We start from the raw sequence: 19401 nt of genomic DNA, 5'->3' as shown, positions 1-19401 counted from the left end.
CCTCCATCTCAGATTGCCCGATGTTTTTTGCAATCGTAAACCACTCTTTAACCTGCGGGCCAGAAAAATATCATCGGAAAATTTATGTTGAAATGTTCTTGTTTTGATCTCATAAACAAAAAGAACAAGACAAGAACAAACCGAGGCATTGCCGCAGGCAGCGCCGTGTGGAATAAGGAACTGAACCTATGGCAACGGCAGATCTTTTGGAAATGAGCAGCAAGAAAACCGCAGACAAGCAAAAGGCGCTGGATAGCGCGCTGGCCCAGATCGAACGGCAGTTCGGCAAGGGGTCAATCATGAAGCTCGGGGCGGACAATCCTGCCCAGGAGATCGAGGCGACCTCGACCGGATCGCTGGGGCTGGATATTGCCTTGGGAATCGGCGGTCTGCCCAAGGGCCGGATCATCGAGATCTATGGCCCGGAAAGCTCGGGTAAGACGACGCTGACCCTGCATTGTATCGCGGAAGAGCAGAAAAAAGGTGGCGTTTGCGCATTTGTCGACGCCGAACACGCGCTGGACCCGCAATATGCCAAGAAGCTGGGTGTGGATCTGGACGAGCTTCTGATTTCGCAACCCGACACGGGCGAGCAAGCCCTAGAGATCACCGACACGCTGGTGCGGTCGGGTGCCGTGAATATGGTGGTGGTCGATTCGGTTGCGGCCTTGACTCCCAAATCGGAACTTGAAGGCGACATGGGCGACAGCAGCGTCGGCGTGCAGGCCCGCCTGATGAGCCAGGCCATGCGTAAACTGACCGGGTCGATCGCGCGGTCGAACTGCATGGTCATCTTCATCAACCAGATTCGCATGAAGATCGGTGTGATGTTCGGCAGCCCGGAAACGACCAGCGGCGGCAACGCCCTGAAATTCTACAGCTCGGTACGTCTGGACATCCGCCGCGTTGGCGCGGTCAAGGATCGGGACGAGGTCATCGGCAGCGAAACCCGCGTCAAGGTCGTCAAGAACAAGGTGGCCCCGCCGTTCAAACAGGTGGATTTCGACATCATGTACGGCGAAGGAATCTCGAAAACCGGCGAATTGCTGGATCTTGGGGTCAAGGCCGGTGTCGTCGAGAAATCCGGTAGCTGGTACAGCTATGGCGACGAACGGATCGGGCAGGGGCGCAACAACGCCAAGATTTTCCTGAAGGAAAACAAGCGTATCGCCTATGAGATCGAAGACAAGATCCGCGCGGCGCACGGGCTTGAGTTCGACATGCCCCCGGGGATGGAAGACAACGATTCCCTGATGGAAGACGAGGCGTGACGCAGGTCACCCGCGCAGAAATGGATCGGGCCTTGCCCGACGTGATGGCCGCCCCAAAGGATGGGGCGGCCATTTCCATGTTGTGCTTGCGCCCGGACCGGAACCAACGCCGGTTCGTGGAGAACATCACCCTGACACGAGAACACGGGATTCCGGGTGAACGCTGGGCCACGCAGCCGTGGTTGCGCACCGCAGATGGCATGCCGCATCCGGGCATTCAGGTCAGCGTCCTGTCGCAACGGGTTCTGGATCTGGTCTGGCGCGACCGCGAAAACACCGTGCATCCCGGTGATACCTTCATTGTGGATATGGACCTGTCTGAATCCAACCTGCCCGCAGGTCAGCTGCTTTCGGTGGGGGACGCGGTGCTTCGGGTGTCTGAGGTGTTCAATGACGGCTGCGTCAAATGGAAGGCGCGCTATGGCGCGGATGCCAAAGACTGGATCACGGCACCGGGGCACCCCGCGCTGCGCCTGCGGGGAATTCTGTGCAGCATCGAACAGGATGGCGTGATCCGCATCGGCGACCGGATGCAAAAGATCGACGCGATATAAGGCCAGTTGACGCGTCGCGCGTATGAGATGTGGACAGGCGCGGGCAGGGGTTATAAACCCTGCGGGAACCTGAAAATACAGCCGCGAGTGAGCATCTCATGCCCAGCCTGAACGACATCCGGTCGACCTTCCTCAACTACTTTGCCAAGCAGGGCCACGAGATCGTGGAGTCCTCGCCCCTGGTGCCGCGCAATGACCCGACGCTGATGTTCGTGAACTCGGGCATGGTGCAGTTCAAGAACTGCTTTACCGGCGTCGACAAGCGCGACTATGTCCGGGCCACCACGGCGCAGAAATGCGTGCGTGCCGGCGGCAAGCACAACGATCTCGACAACGTGGGCTATACCGCACGCCACCACACGTTTTTCGAGATGCTGGGCAACTTTTCCTTCGGGGATTACTTCAAGCATGAAGCGATCCCGTTTGCGTGGGAGCTGATCACCAAGGAATTCGATATTCCGAAAGAGAAGCTATATACCACCGTCTATCACACCGATGACGAAGCCTTTGAAATCTGGAAGAAAGTCGGCGTTCCCGAGGACCGGATCATCCGCATCGCGACCTCGGACAATTTCTGGCAGATGGGCCCGACCGGCCCCTGTGGTCCGTGTACCGAGATCTTCTATGACCATGGTGATCACATCTGGGGTGGCCCTCCGGGGTCGCCAGAAGAGGACGGCGACCGCTTTATCGAGATCTGGAACATCGTTTTCATGCAGAACGAAAAGTTCGAAGACGGTTCGATGGTGGATCTCGACATGCAGTCGATCGACACCGGCATGGGGCTGGAGCGGATCGGCGCGCTGCTGCAAGGGTCGCACGACAACTATGACACCGACCTGTTCAAGGCGCTGATCGAGGCCTCGGCCAATGTCACCTCGACCGATCCTTACGGCGACAAGAACGTGCATCACCGCGTGATTGCGGATCACCTGCGCTCGACCTCGTTCCTGATTGCGGATGGGGTGATGCCGTCGAATGACGGGCGCGGCTATGTGCTGCGCCGGATCATGCGCCGTGCCATGCGCCACGCGCACCTGTTGGGGGCCAAGGATCCGGTGATGCACCAGTTGGTGCCATCGCTGGTCACACAGATGGGGCAGGCTTATCCGGAACTGGGCCGCGCTCAGGCGCTGATCGAGGAAACTCTGAACCTTGAAGAAACCCGCTTCAAGCAAACGCTGGATCGCGGTCTGAAACTTCTGGATGATGAGTTGGAGGGGCTGGCCGAAGGTGCGCCGCTGTCTGGCGAAGCCGCGTTCAAGCTCTATGACACCTACGGCTTCCCGCTTGACCTGACGCAGGACGCGCTGCGGGAAAAGGGCCGCGAGGTTGACACCGACGGCTTTGACAGCGCGATGGCCGAGCAGAAGGCCAAGGCGCGGGCGGCATGGGCCGGCTCGGGCGATGCGGCTGACAACGCGATCTGGTTTGATGTGGCCGAACAACACGGCGCGACCGAATTCCTGGGCTATGACACAGAGAGTGCCGAAGGCCAGATTCTGGCCATCGTCGTGGATGGAGCCGCAACCGACAAGCTGGACGCGGGCGCGACCGGCTGGATCGTCATGAACCAAACGCCATTCTACGCTGAGTCCGGCGGTCAGGTGGCTGACCACGGCTATGTGGCGCGTCTGGAAAACCGCGACGAGATGGCCAAGGTTGTGGATGTTCAGAAGTTCGCTGAAGGCAAGCTGTTCGCCCACAAGGTCACCGTGGAACGCGGCGTGATTGCCAAGGGCGACCCCGTGGCGATGGAGGTCGATCACATCCGCCGCAGCGCGATCCGGGCCAACCACTCGGCCACGCACCTGTTGCACGAAGCCCTGCGCGAGACGCTGGGCGATCACGTGGCACAGCGCGGCTCGCTCAATGCCGAGGACCGTCTGCGCTTTGATTTCAGCCATGCCAAGGCACTGAGCGCGGACGAGCTGCATAGGGTCGGTCTCGACGTGAACGCCTATATTCGCCAGAACACCGCGGTTGAAACGCGGGTCATGACGCCCGATGACGCCCGCGAAATCGGGGCGCAGGCACTGTTCGGCGAAAAATACGGCGACGAGGTGCGGGTCGTGTCGATGGGCCGTGCCAATACGGGTAAGGGGCTGAATGGCGACACCTATTCGATCGAACTCTGTGGCGGCACCCACGTGAAACAGACCGGCGATATCGGGGTGTTTGTCCTTTTAGGAGACAGCGCGTCGTCGGCGGGTGTGCGCCGGATCGAGGCCCTTACCGGGCAGGCCGCGTTTGAACATCTGGAACGCGAAGCGGGCCGCATGGCCGAGGTTGCAGGCGCTCTCAAGGCGCAGCCAGCCGAGGTTCTGGACCGCCTGAAGGCCATCATGGACGAGCGTAAGGCGCTGCAAAACGAAGTCGCGCAGCTGCGCCGCGAACTGGCCATGGCCGGTGGCGCGGGGCAGGGCGGGGCGCCCGAAGCCAAAGAGGTGAACGGCATCAAGTTCCATGCACAGGTTCTGACCGGCGTATCGGGCAAGGATCTGCGCCCGCTGCTGGACGAACACAAGTCCCGCCTGGAAAGTGGCGCGGTGCTGTTGATCGCGGACGAGGGCGGCAAGGTTGCCGTCGCGGCGGGTGTGACCAAGGACCTGACCGATTCTCTGTCGGCGGTTGATCTGGTGCGCGCCGCGGTCGAAGCCCTGGGTGGCAAGGGCGGCGGGGGCCGTCCCGACATGGCCCAGGGGGGTGCCAAAGACGCCAGCAATGCCGAGGCCGCCATGGCCGCCGCCGAGGCGGTGATCGCAGGCTGACCATTTGGTCAAAAAATACTTGGCCTGCCCGGCGCTTTGTCTAAACTGCCGGGCAGGACATCAAATTGGAGACCTCCCATGCCCGCACTCTGGATCGCCCACGTGACCGTCACCGATGCTGACGCCTATGGCAGATATGCCGAACTGGCCGGCCCCGCGATTGCCAAACATGGCGGGACGTTCATCGCGCGCGGCGGGCGGTTCGTACAGCTTGAGGGCAAGGAGCGTCCGCGCAACGTGGTGGCAAAGTTCCCCGATGTGGACACGGCGGTCGCCTGCTATCACAGCCCCGAATACCAAGAGGCGCTGAGCCATGCGCGCGATGCGTCGGAACGTGAACTGATGGTCGTGGAGACCAGCGAATAAAGGAGCAGTCGGATGTGCCGTTGGGCCGCCTATATCGGGCAACCCTGTTTTCTTGAGGATGTTGTCACACGGCCCGATCATTCGCTGATCCATCAATCCATTCAGGCGACCGAGTGCAAGACCCAGACCAATGCCGATGGCGTTGGGCTGGCATGGTATGATCACCGGCCCGTACCGGGGCTGTATCGTGACACGCATCCGGCCTGGTCCGATCCGAACCTAAAATCGCTAACGGCGCAGGTGCGTTCGCGCCTTTTTCTGGCGCATGTGCGGGCCTCGACCGGCACGGCCACCAGCCGTAACAACTGCCACCCTTTCGTGGTGGACAACTGGGCGTTCATGCATAATGGGCAGGTCGGCGGATTTGAAAAGTTCCGCCGCCGCGCCGATATGCTGATCCCGGACGAGCTGTATCATGAACGCAAGGGCGCGACCGACAGCGAGGTGCTGTTCCTCCTGGGACTGAGCGAAGGGTTGGACGAACGCCCGCTGGAAGCGATGGAAATCGTGGTCGGGCTGTTGCAGCGGATGAGCCGCAACAAGGGCTGCAAGCCCCATATCCGGCTGGCGGCAGCTTTTAGCGATGGTGAGAAACTCTATGCGGTGCGCTATGCGTCCGACGATCATGCGCCGACGATCTATCACCGCTGGAGCAAGAGCCGGCAGGGTCGCGCGGTGGTCAGCGAACCCCTTGTCCAGACCGAGCGCGACTGGCAGGCGGTGCCACCCGGATCCTTCTGCACGTTTACGGAAACGGATGTCGAGATCCAACCCTTCCGCCCGCTGCTTTAGTTCCCCGAGAACATAAAGAACCGGATCGCCCAGAACAGGAAGCCGGCATACATCAACGGGTAGACCCAAATCACCAGATAGCGGTCGATCTTGCGGGCAAGGACCTCGCGGTCGTTGAGTTTCAGTCGGCGCAGCGCAATGTTTACCAGAACCATCGACCCGGTGATGATGAACATGCCCACCAGAAGCGAATCCATGAAGGTGAGATAGCCCAGACGGGGCAGGGTCGTGGAAATGGCAAAGTTGAACGCCACGAAGACCAGAAGATTGGCATTCGCCATGTCGATGCGGCGGCGGTACTCTTCAAGGAAGAACGTGGCCCAACTGACGAACAGGATGATCAGCAAAGGCAGCAGGATGCGCAGCGCGTAATACTGGATGTGGCGGTGCGCCTCGAAGGAAAGCTGCACCTGTGTTGTCTCAAGCCCCGTGGCCCCCGCTGTCACCAGCGATGCCATGCGGGCGTTATAAGGCACCCATTCTTCCTCGCCCAGCATATCGCCAAGCCCCGACAGGTCGTCCAGCGGGTAGAATTCGTAGTAATCCGCCGGGAGGACGGACAGAACTTCGACGAAAAACTTCTGTGTATCAAAGGGGTATTTGCGAAAGTTGAAGTGCGGCGCCTGCAGGGTTGCGCTGAACCGTTCAAGGTACATCACGTCACCATGGCTGTGCTGGATGACGATTTCCTGCTGGGCAAATCGGCGCCCTTGCTGATTTTTCAGGATGAAGGCAGGCAGGTTGACCCGTTTCTCACCCGCCAGTTTGACAAAGGCATCCAGTGGCATGGTGCGGAACGTCTCGCCGCCGGGGGCAACTTCGAAGCCGAGACGGGGATCATTGAAGCGCAGGATCAGGGTCGCGACGATACCGAAATTCTCGGCCTGCTGGTCGATAAAGGTGATCTGGTCGACCTGAATGGCGATACCGACCCGCGTCGGGGTGTCGGGTGCCTCGGCCGGGGTCCAGTTCGCGCCGCTGGAAAACCCTTCGGCCTTGGCGGGGACGGCACACAGCAACAGAAGGCTGGTCAGAAGAAGGGCGGTGTAATGTCGAAGGCAGAACAGGGACATGGGCAGGCGGCTTTGTCAAAGTGATACGCCACCTTCCGACAGAACCGCGATCCTGACAACCCGCCACGTTCAAAGAAAAAGGCCACCCGAAGGTGGCCCGTTCCGATCATTGGGTGGTTTTCGACATGCGCTTGCGCTCGTGCGGGTCAAGGTACCGCTTGCGCAACCGGATGTTGTTCGGCGTCACTTCGACCAGTTCGTCGTCGTTGATATAGGCAATCGCCTCTTCCAGCGACAGGGTCATCGGCGTGGTGAGGCGCACTGCTTCGTCCGAGCCCGAGGCGCGTACGTTGGTAAGTTTCTTGCCCTTGAGCGGGTTCACCTCGAGGTCATTGTCGCGGCTGTGTTCACCGATGATCATGCCGGTATAGACGTCGGCCTGTGCGCCGATCATCATCTTACCGCGATCTTCGAGGTTCCAGAGGGCATAAGCGACGGACTGGCCGTTTTCCATCGAGATCAGAACGCCCGCGCGACGGCCAGGGATCGAGCCTTTGTAGGGGGCCCAGCCGTGGAATACGCGGTTCAGCACGCCGGTGCCGCGGGTGTCGGTCAGGAATTCGCCGTGATAGCCGATCAGACCGCGCGACGGGACATGCGCAATGATGCGGGTCTTGCCCGCGCCAGCGGGGCGCATCTCGACCAGTTCGCCCTTGCGCGAGCCGGTCAGTTTCTCGATCACGGCGCCGGAATATTCGTCATCCACGTCGATGGTGGCTTCTTCGATGGGTTCCATCTTCTGGCCGTCTTCTTCGCGCATGATCACCTGCGGGCGCGAGATCGAGAGTTCGAATCCTTCGCGGCGCATGTTTTCGATCAGAACGCCCATCTGGAGTTCGCCCCGACCCGAGACTTCGAACGCTTCACCGCCGGGGGTGTCGGCGATTTTGATCGCGACGTTGGATTCGGCCTCTTTGTAAAGGCGGTCGCGGATCACGCGCGACTGGACCTTTTTGCCGTCCCGACCGGCCAGCGGGCTGTCGTTGATGCCGAAGGTCACGGTGATGGTGGGCGGGTCGATCGGCTGGGCCTCCAGCGGTTCGTCCACCGCAAGCGCACAGATGGTGTCGGCCACGGTGGCCTTGGCCATACCCGCAATGGACACGATGTCGCCGGCCTGCGCCTCGTCGATGTCCTGTTGGGCCAGACCGCGGAACGCCTGAATCTTGGTCACGCGGAACTGTTCGATTTTCTGGCCGATGCGGGAAATCGCCTGCACGGTGGCACCCACTTTGAGCGTACCGGATTCCACGCGGCCGGTCAGGATACGGCCCACGAACGGGTCACTGCCCAGCGTGGTGGCCAGCATGCGGAAATCTTCGTCCTGGTGGTTGACCTGCTTGGGGGCGGGCACATGGTTCACGATCAGGTTGAACAGGGCGTGCAGATCCTTGCGCGGGCCGTCGAGTTCAGCATCGGCCCAGCCGTTGCGCCCCGAGGCATACATGTGCGGGAAATCCAGCTGGTCGTCATTGGCGTCGAGCGAGGCGAAGAGGTCGAAACATTCGTCGAGCGCGCGGTCGGGTTCGGCGTCGGGCTTGTCGACCTTGTTCAGAACGACAATCGGGCGCAGACCCAGCGCCAGCGCCTTGGAGGTCACGAACTTGGTTTGCGGCATCGGGCCTTCGGCGGCATCGACGAGCAGAACCACACCATCGACCATGCTCAGAATACGCTCAACCTCGCCACCAAAATCGGCGTGGCCGGGGGTGTCGACGATGTTGATCCGCGTGCCTTTCCATTCGACCGAGGTCGGCTTGGCGAAAATGGTGATGCCGCGCTCGCGCTCGAGGTCGTTGGAGTCCATGGCACGTTCGGCCACTTCCTGGTTCTCACGGAATGCGCCGGACTGTTTCAGCAGCTCGTCCACGAGGGTGGTCTTGCCGTGGTCAACGTGCGCGATGATTGCAATATTGCGAAGGTCCATACTACATGCCTTTCCTGTTCGCGCCCCGCCTATAGCGTGTTGCGCGAAAAGGCCAGAGGTAAATAGAGCGCCCTTGCGGGCGCGCAGGTTTTGCCGGTCTGACGACCGGCGGTTTGCCTCCGGCGGAGGTATTTTTGACCAAGAAAAAGCCGGGGGGCATCAGGCGTGTGTCAGTGGCCGACGGTTTTCGAGAACATGTTGATCACGAGGATGCCCAGCACGATCAGCCCCAGCCCGAGAACGGCGGGCAGGTCAAGTGACTGTTTGAACACAACATAGCCGATGATCGCGATAAAGACGATGCCCAGCCCCGACCATATGGCATAGGTGATGCCGACGGGCAGGTATTTCAGGGTCATCGACAGAAGGTAGAACGAGATCACATAGGCCACCACCACCAGCACCGAGGGCCAGAGGCGTGTGAACTGCTGGCTGGCCTGAAGCGCAGAGGTTCCGACGGTTTCCATGAACACGGCGGCGATCAGGAACAGGTAGGCATTGTGCATGGGTGGGGTCCTTTGTCGCGAGTCACTGCCTGTTGCTAGCCTGTTTTTGCCGGGGCGGACATCTTTAGCGCGACACGCCGTGCGGATTTTTCGCCCTTTTGTGTGTGGCGCGGCCTATTGGATCAGGTTGTGGGCTTTGCTGGCGGCGGGGTTTTCGAATTCGTAGCCGAACATCTCGATATCGCGGGGGTGGCGGCGGGCCACGATATCAACGCCCTCGCTGTCATATTCGCTGCGGTAATCGCCGAAGAAAGACTGGTTGCGGCGGGTTTTCGGGATATGCAGGCGCAGCCCGTGTTTGGCCTGCAGGCGTTCGAGGTCTTCGACCAGGGCCTCCTGGCGCAGGATATCGGGCACCCTGACAGTCCCTGCTTCATCGACGAACCAGTCCGAGACCTGGTTCAGGTAATACTGGTTGGGTTTGCCGGTGATCAGCGGATCTTGGAGCCAGCGCAGGTAGTCGAGGAACGAAAAATTGCGAAACAGCGCATGTTCGTCGGGCAGGCCCGATTTCTTGCCGTCCGTGTCCTTGCGGATGTAGTTGTACCAGCTCAGGTGCCATTGCCACGGGTTCCGAATGACCGAGAACAGGGCATAGTCGTCCAGCGCCCACCCGTTTTTGCGGAAGGCGTCGCGGTACTGGATATAAGTCAGGTGACCGCGCAGGTCGGGGTGATGCAGGCTGAAACAGGTCTTGAAGCGGCGGCCAAAGGCGCTGCCGATGAATTTGCCGCCGCATTTCGGCGTGTGGATGAACAACATTTTCTTGCCAGCCTTGGGAAAGAGGCGGTCCAGCGGTTTCTGGGGCACATACACGGGCGCTCTCCTTTGCTGCGGCGGCTGCGGGTCTATCGGGATTGGCCCGCGGGCGCGGCCAAGTCAAGCACTCAGCGCGCGATATAGCGGTCGCGGCGATGGTTGGTGAGGATTACGATATTGGTGACGACCGCCCCGAACAGCGACCAGCCGACCACCGGAAGCGGGAACAGCAACAGGGCCAGCGAGAAGACCACCACGTCAAAGCCCAGCTGCACGTGGCCCGCCTTGATGCCGCGCGTATCCTGCAGCCAGACCGCGACGATGCCGACCCCGCCCAGCGTGGCCCCGTGCCGGAACAGCGCCAGGAGACCGGCCCCCGCCGTGACGCCTGCAAGCCCGGCTGCCGCGCCGGGGTGAATACTGCCGATCAGGAACAGCTGTGGCAACACATAGGTCCAGGCGGTGAGCGTGGCGACCGCAGCAAAGGTTTTCAGGGTGAACACCCATCCCATGCGCAGAATGGCCACGGCGTAGAAGGGCAGGTTCAGCACGAAGAACACCGCGCCAAAGGCCCAGTCACCCCAATAGGCGACAAGCAATGACAGGCCCGCGATCTGCCCCGTGATCAACTGGCTGGCCTGCAAGAACTGGACCGACAGGGCCACCAGAAGGGTGCCCACGATCACGCCCTGCACATCCTCAGTCACGGAATGGCGGTCGGCGGGCGGGGTATCAAGCAGGAAGGTCATGTCCTGCATCTGCGCCGATCCTCCGGGTTTGTCCAGAGGGGCAACCCGCGCGCGATGCATAGCCGATATGCGCTGCTCAAAAGCGGGGCATTGCACGGTCGTCAGATGCGAAAAAGCGCATCTGGATTGTCGACCGGCGCGGCAAAAGGCGCTAGGCTTTTTCCAAGAGGCAGGAGGCACGACATGCAATCAGAAAGATCACTCGGGGTTTACGACGCATTTGCAATTGCATGGCGGTTGCGCTGGCCCTTCCTGCTCAGTCACTTGACCTTCAACGTGGTACTGACGGCCTTTCTCGCGCCGCTGGTGGCGATAGTGGTTCGGGTGGCGATTTCACTTTCGGGCAATCCGGCGCTGTCGGATTTCGACATTGCATTTTTCCTATTGTCTCCAGTGGGTTTCGTGGCGTTCCTTATCCTTGCGGGGATTTTTATTTCGCTGATGGTGATGAATTCGTCCTTCATGATGGCGGTGGCGCTGCATGACCGGCGGACCGGGCAGCACCGGTTTCAGGAGGGGCTTTTGCTGGTGGTGCCGCGCCTGCCGCAGATTGCGACCTTCGGCGGCCTTCTGGTCCTGCGGGTGCTGGCGATCACCGTGCCGTTCCTGATCGTGGCGGGGTTGATCTATCAGTTCCGACTGACGGCCTATGACATCAATTATTACCTGACCGAGAAACCGCCCGAGTTTATGACCGCCGTGGCGGCCATTGCTGTGATCCTTGCGGTGATGGGGGTGATCCTTGTGCGGCGGTTGCTGGGCTGGGCGGTGGCTTTGCCGCTGGTGATCTTTGACAAGGTGGCGCCGCGCCAGAGCTTTGCAGCCAGCGAACAACATATGGACGGAGCGCGCCGTATCCTGTTCGTGAAACTGATTGGCTGGGCGATTTCAGGCGCGATCGCGGGCGCGGTCGCCTTTGCGGCTGTCAACTGGCTGGCGGAATGGTCCATCGGCGGGGCGGCCGAGTCGCTGCGTGACCTCGTACGCCTGTTGGTGGTGTTTGGCGTGGTCTGGAGCGTTTTGAACCTGATCGTGTCGACGGTGGTGACCGGGGCGCTGGCGGTGCTGTTGATGGACGAGGCGGGGTGGCCCGGGCAGGCCGCAGCGGCCGGCGCGCCGCCGCGCTGGATCCTGCCCGCCGTGATCGTCGCTTTTGTTGTGACGGCGGGGGTTCTGGCAGGGGCCATTGCCAACCTCAACCAGTTGCGCACCGACCAGCCCGCCGAGGTGATCGCCCACCGGGGCGCAGCGGGCGCGCGGCCGGAAAACACCATGGCGTCGATCGAGAAAGCCCTTGAGGACAAGGCCGACTGGGTCGAGATCGACGTGCAGGAAACCGCAGATGGCGAGGTCGTGGTGATCCATGACAGTGACTTCATGAAAATCGCGGGCGTGGACCTGAAAATCTGGGATGCCACGATGGAGGATCTGGCCGGGATCGACATCGGCAGTTGGTACGCGCCGGATTATGCCGCGGAACGCACGCCGACCCTGTTGCAGGTGCTGGAAGCCGCCAAAGGGCGCAGCAACGTTCTGATCGAATTGAAATATTACGGCCATGATGAGATGCTGGAACAGCGCGTGTCCGATGTTGTCGATGCGGCGGGCATGGCAGACTCGGTCAAGGTCATGTCGCTGAAATATGACGCGGTGAAAAAGATGAAGGGCATCCGGCCCGAGTGGGACACCGGGCTTTTGGCCTCGGCCTCGGTCGGGCGGGTTTGGGACCTTGAGGCGGATTTTCTGGCGGTGAACCAGGCGATGCTGACCCCGCGCCTGTCTCGGGAAATGAAGGCACGCGACAAGGCGCTTTATGTCTGGACGGTGAATGATCCGCTCAGCATGTCGCGGGTGCTGTCGCTGGGGGCGACCGGGCTGATCACGGACGAGCCTGCTCTGGCCCGCGAGGTGATCACCCAGCGCGCGGCCCTCAGCAATGCCGAGCGCCTGGTGCTGGCGATTGGCAGCCTGATGGGTGTGGATCTGGAACAGAAGGTGTATCGTGACAATTCTCCGTAAATTTGTGCTGACCGTGTTGGCGGCCTGCCTTTGGGCGCCGGTCGCAGGGGCCGAAGAGCCCGGCCTGTTCGAACGGCTGGAACTGCGCAACCATGCCAAGCTGGCCGAGGTGCGGAAAGGGGCCGAACTGGCGCCCTTTACCACGGATGGCTGTTCGGGCGGGATGTCGGCGACATGGTCGCTGGTGGCGCGGATGTTCCCCGATTTCGAGGATATCCACCTTGAAACGCCCCCCTGGCAGGGCTGTTGCGTGACTCATGACCGGGCCTATCATCTTGGCAATGCCGATCCTGCGCCCGAGGCCAGTTTTGCAGCACGGCTGGCGGCGGACGAGGCTCTGGCCGCTTGTGTGACCGCAGTGGCCGAAGACCGGCGCGCGGTGTTGCAGTCGGAATACGGGATGAGCGACGCGCAGATCGACATGGCCTATCGGCTGATCGGGTCGGCCATGTATGATGCGGTGCGCTTTGGCGGTGGGCCCTGTTCCGGGCTGCCCTGGCGCTGGGGCTATGGCTGGCCGCAATGTCTTTTGGAATAGGCGGTTGCGTGTGTGGCGATGCCCGATTGGGGGCCAGCCCCCAAACCTCTGCAAAATTGGGGGCCAGCCCCCAAACCCCCGAGGTATTTGACCCAAGAAAAAGAGTAGGGTGACGTCAGCCGTGGGCGGCGAACCAGGCGCGGATGCGCGATTGTAGATGGGTCCACAGGGCAGGCGCGCCCTTGGCCACTTTCCAGCCGACCCGCGCCTCGAGCTGTTCGGCGGTGACCTTGTATTCGGGCCATGTGCCGCCGCCGGTTTCAAGGTTGCAGATCACCGGCTGGACCCTGTCGATGGACTTGGCGAAAACCGCGTCATCCGTTTCAGCCGCTTCGAATTCATCCCAGAGCGCGCGGAATGTGGCGGCCTGATCGGGCGGCAGCAGGTTGAAAATCCGGTCGGCGGCGGCCTGTTCGGCGGCTTCCATCGCGGCGATGTCATGATCGCCGTGGATCGGGCTGTCGCCCACGTCGATTTCCACAAGGTCATGGATCAGCAACATGCGGATCACCCGGTCGATATTGACCGGGCGGGTGGCGTGCTCGGCCAGAACCATCGCATAGAGCGCAATGTGCCAGCTGTGTTCGCCGGAATTTTCACGGCGGCTGTTGTCAAGCAGGCGCGTTGCGCGGATCACCGATTTCAGCCGGTCCGCTTCGTTCAGAAAGGCGATCTGAGCGTCGAGACGATTGGTCATTGCGACCGCAGGGCAAAGCCCTTGGCCTTGAGCCTCGCGGTCAACTGTGCGCGGGCGCGTTCCTCGGCCATGTAAACGCGCACCGCAGTCATGAATGCTTCGTGCATGGTGGACGATGTCGCCTCGAGCGTCTTGGCGATGTCCTGGATCAGTTGGTCATCGTCCATCGCCTTTTGCGCCTCGATCACGTCGAGGGCCAGCTTGTTGGCAAGATCGTCGTAATAGGCCATGGTTTAGCGCGAGGTTTCGGTCAGGCGGCGTTTGACGTAGTCGGAGACGTTGCCGACCATCGTGTCCATGTAGTCTTCGGTTTCGAAGAAATGGCCCGCACCCTCGATCTGCTGGTGGGTGATGGTGATGCCCTTTTGTTCGTGCAGCTTGTTCACGAGGATCTCGGTGTCAGCCGGCGGCGCGACGCGGTCGGCGGTGCCGTTGATGATGAGACCGGACGAGGGGCAGGGGGCGAGGAACGAAAAATCGTACATGTTCGCCGGAGGAGCCACCGAGATAAAGCCGGTGATCTCGGGGCGGCGCATCAGAAGCTGCATGCCGATCCAGGCCCCGAACGAGAATCCGGCCACCCAGCAGTGTTTCGAGTTGTTGTTCATCGACTGCAGGTAATCCAGCGCCGAGGCCGCATCGCTGAGTTCGCCGACGCCCTGATCGTATTCGCCCTGCGACCGGCCCACGCCACGGAAATTGAACCGCAGCACGGTAAAGCCCATGTTGAAGAACGCGTAATGCAGGTTGTAGACAACCTTGTTGTTCATGGTGCCGCCGAATTGCGGGTGCGGATGCAGCACGATCGCAATGGGGGCGTCACGGTCTTTTTGAGGGTGGTAGCGGCCTTCAAGGCGGCCTTCGGGTCCGGGAAAAATGACCTCGGGCATGTGTGTCCCTGTCTCCTGCGGCAAATGTGACAGAAATTCTTGACGAATTTGCTCGGTCACATTAGAACGTTTCTAAACTTGCAGACATATTGTCGAATGCGTTCCTAGCGACTTAAGGGCTGGCGCGCCGCTCGTCAATCAATTCGCTATGGGGTTGTGCCATGAAACTGTCCACCAAGGGGCGCTATGCCGTCGTCGCGCTGGCCGATATCGCGCTGCAGAAGGACAAGCCCCTTGTGTCGCTGTCCGAGATTTCCGAGCGGCAGGACATTTCGCTGGCCTATCTGGAGCAGCTTTTTGTGAAGCTGCGCCGTGCCGGGTTGGTGGAGTCGGTGCGGGGCCCCGGCGGGGGCTATCGCCTGTCACGGCCTGCCGCCGAGATCCGCGTGGTGGATATCCTGTCGGCGGTGGACGAGACCGTTTCAGCACTGCACACCGGTGCGGGCGCCTCGGGCGGCCTGTCCGGGTCGCGGGCGCAGTCGCTGGCCAACCGCTTGTGGGAAGGGCTGTCGGCGCATGTCTACGTCTTTTTGCACCAGACGCGCCTGTCGGATGTGGTCGAAAACGAGCTGGCGCCCTGTCCGGCATTGCCGAATATTTTTGCCGTGGTGGACGAGGCATGAGTTTGCGACGCGACACCCTGCAGGACAGGGCGCGGGATGCAGTCCCGTGCGCCCGTACCGTTGAGGCGAGGGGCGCTGCCCCTCGCGCTCCACGAGGTATTTTGCCCAAGAAAAAGCCCGGGGTGGTGGTGTGATGGCCCGCGTGTATCTTGACCATAACGCCACGACCCCGCTGCGTCCCGAGGCGCGGGCGGCGATGATCGAGGCGATGGACGTGGTGGGCAACCCGTCGAGCGTGCATGCCGAGGGGCGTGCGGCCAAGGCATTGCTGGAACGGGCGCGGGGCGCGGTGGCGTCGGCTTTTGGAGCGGACGGGGCGGACGTGATCTTTACCGCGACGGCGACCGAGGCGGCGGCTTTGGCGCTGCGCGGGCGGGGCCTGCATGCGGGTGACATCGAACATGATGCGGTGGCCGCATGGGTGACATCGGATTTGCCGGTGGGCCGGGATGGCGCAGTGCAGGTGGCTGACCCCGCGCAGACCGCTCTGCAGGCTGCCAATTCCGAAACCGGCATCGTACAGACCCTGCCCGAGGGGCTGGCCGTGAGCGACATGACACAAGCCTTCGGCAAGCTGCCCGTGGCCTTCAACTGGGCCGGTTGCGAGATGGCTCTGATCTCGGCGCACAAGCTGGGCGGGCCGAAAGGGATTGGCGCGCTCGTGGTCAAGCGCGGCACCGATGTCGCGGCCCAGATCAAGGGGGGCGGTCAGGAGATGGGCCGGCGCTCGGGAACGGAAAATATTATTGGCGCAGCGGGGTTTGCGGCCGCTGCAACCGCCGCGGCGCAGGATCTGGCCGCGGGGGTCTGGGACCGGGTTGCATCTCTGCGCGATATGCTGGAAGAGACCCTTGCCGCCGAGACAGAAGATACCATCTTTGTGGGGCAAGGCGGGGCACGGTTGCCCAATACGCTGTGTCTCGCGACACCGGGCTGGAAAGGCGAAACGCAGGTCATGCAGATGGACCTTGCCGGATATGCCATTTCCGCAGGATCGGCCTGTTCTTCGGGCAAGGTCCGCGCCAGCCGGGTGTTGAAGGCGATGGGATATGACGAACAGGTCGCCGCCGGGGCGATCCGGGTCTCTTTGGGGCCCGAGACAACGAAACAGGACGTGATGGGGTTTGCCGACAGATGGCTGACCCAATATCGGAAACACCGCGCCCGAGCGGCGTAAGCGAACAGGAGACGAACATGGCCAGTCTGGACCAGACCACCGAAGTCAAGGAAGGTGTCGATCAGGAAACCGTGGATGCCGTGCGCGAAGTGGGCGGCAAATACAAATACGGTTGGGAAACCGAGATCGAGATGGAATATGCCCCGAAAGGGCTGACCGAGGACATCGTCCGCCTGATTTCGGACAAGAATGAAGAGCCCGAGTGGATGACCGAATGGCGCCTCGAGGCGTATCGCCGTTGGGTGCAGTTGGAAGAGCCGGAATGGGCGATGCTGGACTATCCCGAGGTGGATTTCCAGGATCAGTATTACTATGCCCGCCCCAAGAGCATGGAAGAAAAGCCGAAGTCGCTGGACGAGGTCGATCCCAAGCTACTGGCCACCTATGAAAAGCTGGGAATTCCGCTGAAAGAGCAGATGATCCTTGCCGGTGTCGAAGGCGCAGAAAACGCCCCGGCCGAAGGCCGCAAGGTGGCCGTGGACGCGGTGTTTGACTCGGTTTCGGTGGGCACGACCTTCCAGAAAGAACTGAAAGAGGCGGGCGTGATCTTTTGCTCGATCTCCGAGGCGATCAAGGACCACCCCGAATTGGTCAAGAAATACCTTGGCTCGGTTGTGCCGGTCAGCGACAATTTCTATGCCACGCTGAACAGCGCGGTGTTCTCGGACGGCTCGTTTGTCTACGTGCCGCCGGGCGTGCGCTGCCCGATGGAGCTGTCGACCTATTTCCGCATCAACGCGGAAAACACCGGTCAGTTTGAACGTACCCTGATCATTGCCGACAAGGGATCGTATGTCTCGTATCTTGAAGGCTGTACCGCGCCCCAGCGCGACACCTCGCAGCTGCACGCGGCCGTGGTCGAGATCATCATCGAGGAAGACGCAGAGGTGAAATACTCGACCGTTCAGAACTGGTATCCGGGCGACGAGAATGGCAAGGGCGGTATTTATAACTTCGTGACCAAGCGTGCCGATTGTCGGGGCGACCGCTCCAAAGTGATGTGGACGCAGGTGGAGACCGGGTCTGCCGTGACATGGAAATACCCGTCCTGCATCCTGCGCGGCGACGACAGCCAGGGCGAATTCTATTCGATCGCCATCACCAACAATTATCAGCAGGCCGACACCGGCACCAAGATGATCCATCTTGGCAAGAACACCAAGTCGCGGATCGTGTCCAAGGGGATCTCGGCAGGCTTCGCCCAGAACACCTATCGCGGGCAGGTGTCGATGCACCCAAAGGCCAAGAACGGGCGCAACTATACCCAGTGTGACTCGCTGCTGATCGGTGACAAATGCGGGGCGCATACTGTGCCTTACATCGAAGTGCGCAACAACTCGGCCCGTGTGGAACACGAGGCGACCACGTCGAAGGTGGACGACGAACAGATGTTCTATTGCCGCCAGCGGGGCATGGACGAGGAAGAGGCCGTGGCGCTGATCGTGAACGGCTTTGCCAAGGAGGTGCTGCAGGCGCTGCCGATGGAATTCGCCATGGAAGCCCAACAGCTTGTGGCGATCTCGCTGGAAGGCTCGGTCGGGTAACATGGAGACCCTGAACCAGTTGATGCAGCAATCCGCCGGGGTCGGTGGCGGTGTTGCGATTGGTGCGGCCGTCGGGTTCAGCATCAAGAAACACCGCACCGGATCGACGGACGGCCTGATCGGCGGATCGGTCTTCGTGACGTCGGCGGTCTGCGGCATGGTCGGCATGGGATGCTACATGCTGGTGCTGTATCTGGGCTTCGGGGGGTAAGCGATGATCGTGACAACCACACCTTCGGTCGAGGGGCGCAAGATCACAGAATATCGTGGCATCGTCGTGGGCGAGGCCATCATGGGCGCAAATGTCGTGCGGGATGTCTTTGCGTCGATCACCGACATCGTGGGCGGCCGCTCGGGCGCCTATGAAAGCAAATTGCAGGATGCGCGCGACACCGCGCTTGGCGAGCTGCGGGCGCGCGCAGAAGCGCTCGGGGCCGACGCCGTGGTGGGTGTCGATTTGGATTACGAGGTTGTGGGCGGGTCGATGCTGATGGTGTCGGCCAGCGGCACGGCAGTGGTTTTGGAGTAGGTCATGGCAGCAAAAGATACGCAAAACACGATTGCCCGGCCCGACCTGACTTTTCCCGACGAGGTGAGTGATTGGGTGCGGTCACACTATGAAAGTGCTGGGGTCATTCTCGAATATGGCTCGGGCGGATCAACCGTGATGGGGTCGGAACTGTCCGGCAAGCACCTGTTCTCGGTCGAATCCGATCGCCGTTGGTATCGCATGATGCTTCGATATCTGCGTCAGGCGGGCACGACATCGCCGGTGAAACTGTCTTATGCCAATATCGGTCCTGTTGGGAAATGGGGGCGTCCGAAAGACGACGAAGGCTGGCGGGGCTATCACCGGTATCCGAACCTGGTTTGGGACAGCGAGGGCTTTCTGGCGCCTGATCTTGTGCTGATAGACGGGCGGTTTCGGGCGGCCTGCCTGATGACGGTGATGCTCCGCACGGAGAAGCCCGTGACCGTGCTGTTCGACGATTATGTCGGGCGCAAACAATATGAACGGGTCGAGCGGTGGCTCAAACCCGTCGAAATCCGGGGGCGCATGGCAAAATTCGATGTGTCCCCGACCGAACTGCCGCGAAAGGATCTGACCGAGATCCTGACGCTTTATACGAAACCGTTTTAATGCC

The 19401-nt window shown here is 61.2% G+C and carries 21 protein-coding genes; 13 read left to right on the top strand and 8 right to left on the bottom strand.

Translation table 11 applies throughout. The annotated features are described in order from the left end of the window. Positions 1-188: 188 nt before the first annotated feature. The 5 genes from recA to WNE31_RS03690 all read left to right on the top strand — a co-directional run bounded on the left by recA (position 189) and on the right by WNE31_RS03690 (position 5754). Positions 189-1271 (top strand): recombinase RecA, encoded by a 1083-nt coding sequence (recA, locus tag WNE31_RS03710; protein ID WP_349978355.1) that lies wholly within the window; start codon positions 189-191, stop codon positions 1269-1271. 20 nt (positions 1272-1291) lie between these two features. After that, positions 1292-1825 (top strand): hypothetical protein, encoded by a 534-nt coding sequence (locus WNE31_RS03705; RefSeq protein ID WP_349978901.1) that lies wholly within the window; start codon positions 1292-1294, stop codon positions 1823-1825. Positions 1826-1923: 98 nt separating this feature from the next. Then, positions 1924-4596: an alanine--tRNA ligase gene (alaS, locus tag WNE31_RS03700; RefSeq protein ID WP_349978354.1), complete on the top strand. Its 2673-nt coding sequence runs from the start codon at positions 1924-1926 to the stop codon at positions 4594-4596. Between the two features lie 78 nt (positions 4597-4674). Continuing rightward, the gene (locus WNE31_RS03695) at positions 4675-4962 is read left to right on the top strand and encodes a DUF1330 domain-containing protein (protein ID WP_349978353.1); all 288 of its coding nucleotides are present in this window, start codon (positions 4675-4677) and stop codon (positions 4960-4962) included. 12 nt (positions 4963-4974) lie between these two features. Continuing rightward, the gene (locus tag WNE31_RS03690) at positions 4975-5754 is read left to right on the top strand and encodes a class II glutamine amidotransferase (protein ID WP_349978352.1); all 780 of its coding nucleotides are present in this window, start codon (positions 4975-4977) and stop codon (positions 5752-5754) included. Here WNE31_RS03690 and WNE31_RS03685 read toward each other — a convergent pair. From WNE31_RS03685 to WNE31_RS03665, 5 genes are all read right to left on the bottom strand, one after another. Beyond that, the gene (locus WNE31_RS03685; RefSeq protein ID WP_349978351.1) at positions 5751-6827 is read right to left on the bottom strand and encodes a ligand-gated ion channel; all 1077 of its coding nucleotides are present in this window, start codon (positions 6825-6827) and stop codon (positions 5751-5753) included. The genes WNE31_RS03690 and WNE31_RS03685 overlap by 4 nt on opposite strands. Positions 6828-6933: 106 nt before the next feature. Beyond that, complete coding sequence (gene typA / locus WNE31_RS03680) at positions 6934-8754, bottom strand: translational GTPase TypA (RefSeq protein WP_349978350.1); 1821 nt, start codon at positions 8752-8754, stop codon at positions 6934-6936. 170 nt (positions 8755-8924) lie between these two features. Further along, positions 8925-9260, bottom strand: a complete 336-nt coding sequence (locus tag WNE31_RS03675; RefSeq protein ID WP_349978349.1) for a DMT family transporter — start codon at positions 9258-9260, stop codon at positions 8925-8927. A 114-nt stretch (positions 9261-9374) separates the two neighbouring features. Next, positions 9375-10076, bottom strand: coding sequence for a sulfotransferase family protein (locus tag WNE31_RS03670; protein WP_349978348.1), 702 nt, complete (start codon positions 10074-10076; stop codon positions 9375-9377). Positions 10077-10147: 71 nt separating this feature from the next. Next, positions 10148-10777 carry a YitT family protein gene (locus WNE31_RS03665; RefSeq protein ID WP_349978347.1) on the bottom strand — a complete coding sequence of 210 codons (630 nt, stop codon included), beginning with the start codon at positions 10775-10777 and terminating at the stop codon, positions 10148-10150. A 174-nt stretch (positions 10778-10951) separates the two neighbouring features. On the opposite strand from WNE31_RS03665, the gene WNE31_RS03660 reads away from it, so the two are divergent. Beyond that, positions 10952-12787, top strand: a complete 1836-nt coding sequence (locus WNE31_RS03660; protein WP_349978346.1) for a glycerophosphodiester phosphodiesterase family protein — start codon at positions 10952-10954, stop codon at positions 12785-12787. Next, entirely contained in the window at positions 12771-13325 is a 555-nt protein-coding gene (locus WNE31_RS03655; protein WP_349978345.1) for a hypothetical protein, read from the top strand. Before WNE31_RS03660 ends, WNE31_RS03655 begins: the two co-directional genes overlap by 17 nt. A gap of 115 nt (positions 13326-13440) precedes the next feature. Here WNE31_RS03655 and WNE31_RS03650 read toward each other — a convergent pair whose 3' ends face one another. Genes WNE31_RS03650 through WNE31_RS03640 form a run of 3 tightly spaced genes read right to left on the bottom strand, consistent with a single transcriptional unit; the run spans position 13441 to position 14912 of the window. Further along, on the bottom strand, positions 13441-14022 hold the full coding sequence (locus WNE31_RS03650) for an HD domain-containing protein (RefSeq protein WP_349978344.1): 582 nt from the start codon (positions 14020-14022) through the stop codon (positions 13441-13443). After that, positions 14019-14252, bottom strand: coding sequence for a hypothetical protein (locus WNE31_RS03645; RefSeq protein WP_349978343.1), 234 nt, complete (start codon positions 14250-14252; stop codon positions 14019-14021). The genes WNE31_RS03650 and WNE31_RS03645 overlap by 4 nt, the downstream gene beginning before the upstream one ends. Positions 14253-14255: 3 nt before the next feature. Then, complete coding sequence (locus WNE31_RS03640) at positions 14256-14912, bottom strand: alpha/beta hydrolase (RefSeq protein ID WP_349978342.1); 657 nt, start codon at positions 14910-14912, stop codon at positions 14256-14258. 161 nt (positions 14913-15073) lie between these two features. Here WNE31_RS03640 and iscR point away from each other — a divergent pair, with 161 nt between their 5' ends. From iscR to WNE31_RS03610, 6 genes are all read left to right on the top strand, one after another. Then, a complete protein-coding gene (iscR, locus tag WNE31_RS03635) occupies positions 15074-15535 on the top strand; it encodes a Fe-S cluster assembly transcriptional regulator IscR (RefSeq protein WP_349978341.1) in 462 nt (153 codons plus the stop codon). A gap of 133 nt (positions 15536-15668) precedes the next feature. Beyond that, positions 15669-16712 (top strand): cysteine desulfurase family protein, encoded by a 1044-nt coding sequence (locus WNE31_RS03630; RefSeq protein WP_349978340.1) that lies wholly within the window; start codon positions 15669-15671, stop codon positions 16710-16712. Between the two features lie 17 nt (positions 16713-16729). Continuing rightward, entirely contained in the window at positions 16730-18256 is a 1527-nt protein-coding gene (sufB, locus tag WNE31_RS03625) for a Fe-S cluster assembly protein SufB (protein ID WP_349978339.1), read from the top strand. Position 18257: 1 nt separating this feature from the next. Further along, a complete protein-coding gene (locus WNE31_RS03620) occupies positions 18258-18467 on the top strand; it encodes a hypothetical protein (protein ID WP_349978338.1) in 210 nt (69 codons plus the stop codon). 3 nt (positions 18468-18470) lie between these two features. Then, positions 18471-18785, top strand: a complete 315-nt coding sequence (locus WNE31_RS03615) for a heavy metal-binding domain-containing protein (protein WP_349978337.1) — start codon at positions 18471-18473, stop codon at positions 18783-18785. A gap of 3 nt (positions 18786-18788) precedes the next feature. Continuing rightward, on the top strand, positions 18789-19397 hold the full coding sequence (locus WNE31_RS03610) for a hypothetical protein (RefSeq protein ID WP_349978336.1): 609 nt from the start codon (positions 18789-18791) through the stop codon (positions 19395-19397). The last annotated feature ends 4 nt before the right edge of the window (positions 19398-19401 follow it).

This window comes from Shimia fortis, from assembly GCF_040225985.1.
In the GTDB taxonomy this organism is placed as follows: domain Bacteria; phylum Pseudomonadota; class Alphaproteobacteria; order Rhodobacterales; family Rhodobacteraceae; genus Shimia.
This window is presented reverse-complemented; position numbering and strand designations above follow the sequence as displayed.

Bases quoted from the DNA above. Each gene is read 5' to 3' on its own strand.
- WNE31_RS03650 (WP_349978344.1), bottom strand. From the start codon at position 14,022: ATGACCAATCGTCTCGACGCTCAGATCGCCTTTCTGAACGAAGCGGAC.
- WNE31_RS03675 (WP_349978349.1), bottom strand. From the start codon at position 9,260: ATGCACAATGCCTACCTGTTCCTGATCGCCGCCGTGTTCATGGAAACC.
- WNE31_RS03705 (WP_349978901.1), top strand. From the start codon at position 1,292: ATGGATCGGGCCTTGCCCGACGTGATGGCCGCCCCAAAGGATGGGGCG.
- WNE31_RS03610 (WP_349978336.1), top strand. From the start codon at position 18,789: ATGGCAGCAAAAGATACGCAAAACACGATTGCCCGGCCCGACCTGACT.
- WNE31_RS03645 (WP_349978343.1), bottom strand. From the start codon at position 14,252: ATGGCCTATTACGACGATCTTGCCAACAAGCTGGCCCTCGACGTGATC.
- WNE31_RS03685 (WP_349978351.1), bottom strand. From the start codon at position 6,827: ATGTCCCTGTTCTGCCTTCGACATTACACCGCCCTTCTTCTGACCAGC.
- WNE31_RS03640 (WP_349978342.1), bottom strand. From the start codon at position 14,912: ATGCCCGAGGTCATTTTTCCCGGACCCGAAGGCCGCCTTGAAGGCCGC.
- WNE31_RS03690 (WP_349978352.1), top strand. From the start codon at position 4,975: ATGTGCCGTTGGGCCGCCTATATCGGGCAACCCTGTTTTCTTGAGGAT.
- WNE31_RS03660 (WP_349978346.1), top strand. From the start codon at position 10,952: ATGCAATCAGAAAGATCACTCGGGGTTTACGACGCATTTGCAATTGCA.
- WNE31_RS03630 (WP_349978340.1), top strand. From the start codon at position 15,669: ATGGCCCGCGTGTATCTTGACCATAACGCCACGACCCCGCTGCGTCCC.
- WNE31_RS03665 (WP_349978347.1), bottom strand. From the start codon at position 10,777: ATGCAGGACATGACCTTCCTGCTTGATACCCCGCCCGCCGACCGCCAT.
- iscR (WP_349978341.1), top strand. From the start codon at position 15,074: ATGAAACTGTCCACCAAGGGGCGCTATGCCGTCGTCGCGCTGGCCGAT.
- WNE31_RS03695 (WP_349978353.1), top strand. From the start codon at position 4,675: ATGCCCGCACTCTGGATCGCCCACGTGACCGTCACCGATGCTGACGCC.
- WNE31_RS03620 (WP_349978338.1), top strand. From the start codon at position 18,258: ATGGAGACCCTGAACCAGTTGATGCAGCAATCCGCCGGGGTCGGTGGC.
- typA (WP_349978350.1), bottom strand. From the start codon at position 8,754: ATGGACCTTCGCAATATTGCAATCATCGCGCACGTTGACCACGGCAAG.
- recA (WP_349978355.1), top strand. From the start codon at position 189: ATGGCAACGGCAGATCTTTTGGAAATGAGCAGCAAGAAAACCGCAGAC.
- WNE31_RS03615 (WP_349978337.1), top strand. From the start codon at position 18,471: ATGATCGTGACAACCACACCTTCGGTCGAGGGGCGCAAGATCACAGAA.
- sufB (WP_349978339.1), top strand. From the start codon at position 16,730: ATGGCCAGTCTGGACCAGACCACCGAAGTCAAGGAAGGTGTCGATCAG.
- alaS (WP_349978354.1), top strand. From the start codon at position 1,924: ATGCCCAGCCTGAACGACATCCGGTCGACCTTCCTCAACTACTTTGCC.